Here is a 320-nt window from a genome sequence, read left to right as displayed (position 1 = left end):
CCCACAACCCAACGCCTGTGGATGTCCTGACCCGCATTCATCCCGATGCCCGCGCCGTGTGCATCGACAACGACGTGCTGGTGCACACCTACGCCGACGAAATGATGAAGGCCAAGGCACCCGCTGTCGTCAAGAGCTTGTGCGCTGACGTACGCGATCCCGAGTCGATCCTCGCTTCCAGAGAAATCCTGGAGACGATCAACTGGCGAGAACCGGTCATCCTTCTCCTCGGCAGCGTGCTCCACCACATCGAGGACAGCGCGGCGCAGCCCCTGACCGTCCTCGTCGACCAGTACAAACACGTCGCCGCCACCGGCAGC

Annotated in this window: 1 protein-coding gene; it reads left to right on the top strand. The window is 62.8% G+C overall.

The genetic code is table 11. From position 1 onward, the window contains the following. Window positions 1–17: 17 nt before the first annotated feature. The coding region (locus ACLZOT_RS51240; RefSeq protein WP_416976151.1) for an SAM-dependent methyltransferase at window positions 18–320 on the top strand (303 nt) is incomplete at its 3' end.

This window comes from Streptomyces sp. 4F14 (assembly GCF_048159485.1).
Lineage (GTDB): Bacteria > Actinomycetota > Actinomycetes > Streptomycetales > Streptomycetaceae > Streptomyces.
This window is presented reverse-complemented; position numbering and strand designations above follow the sequence as displayed.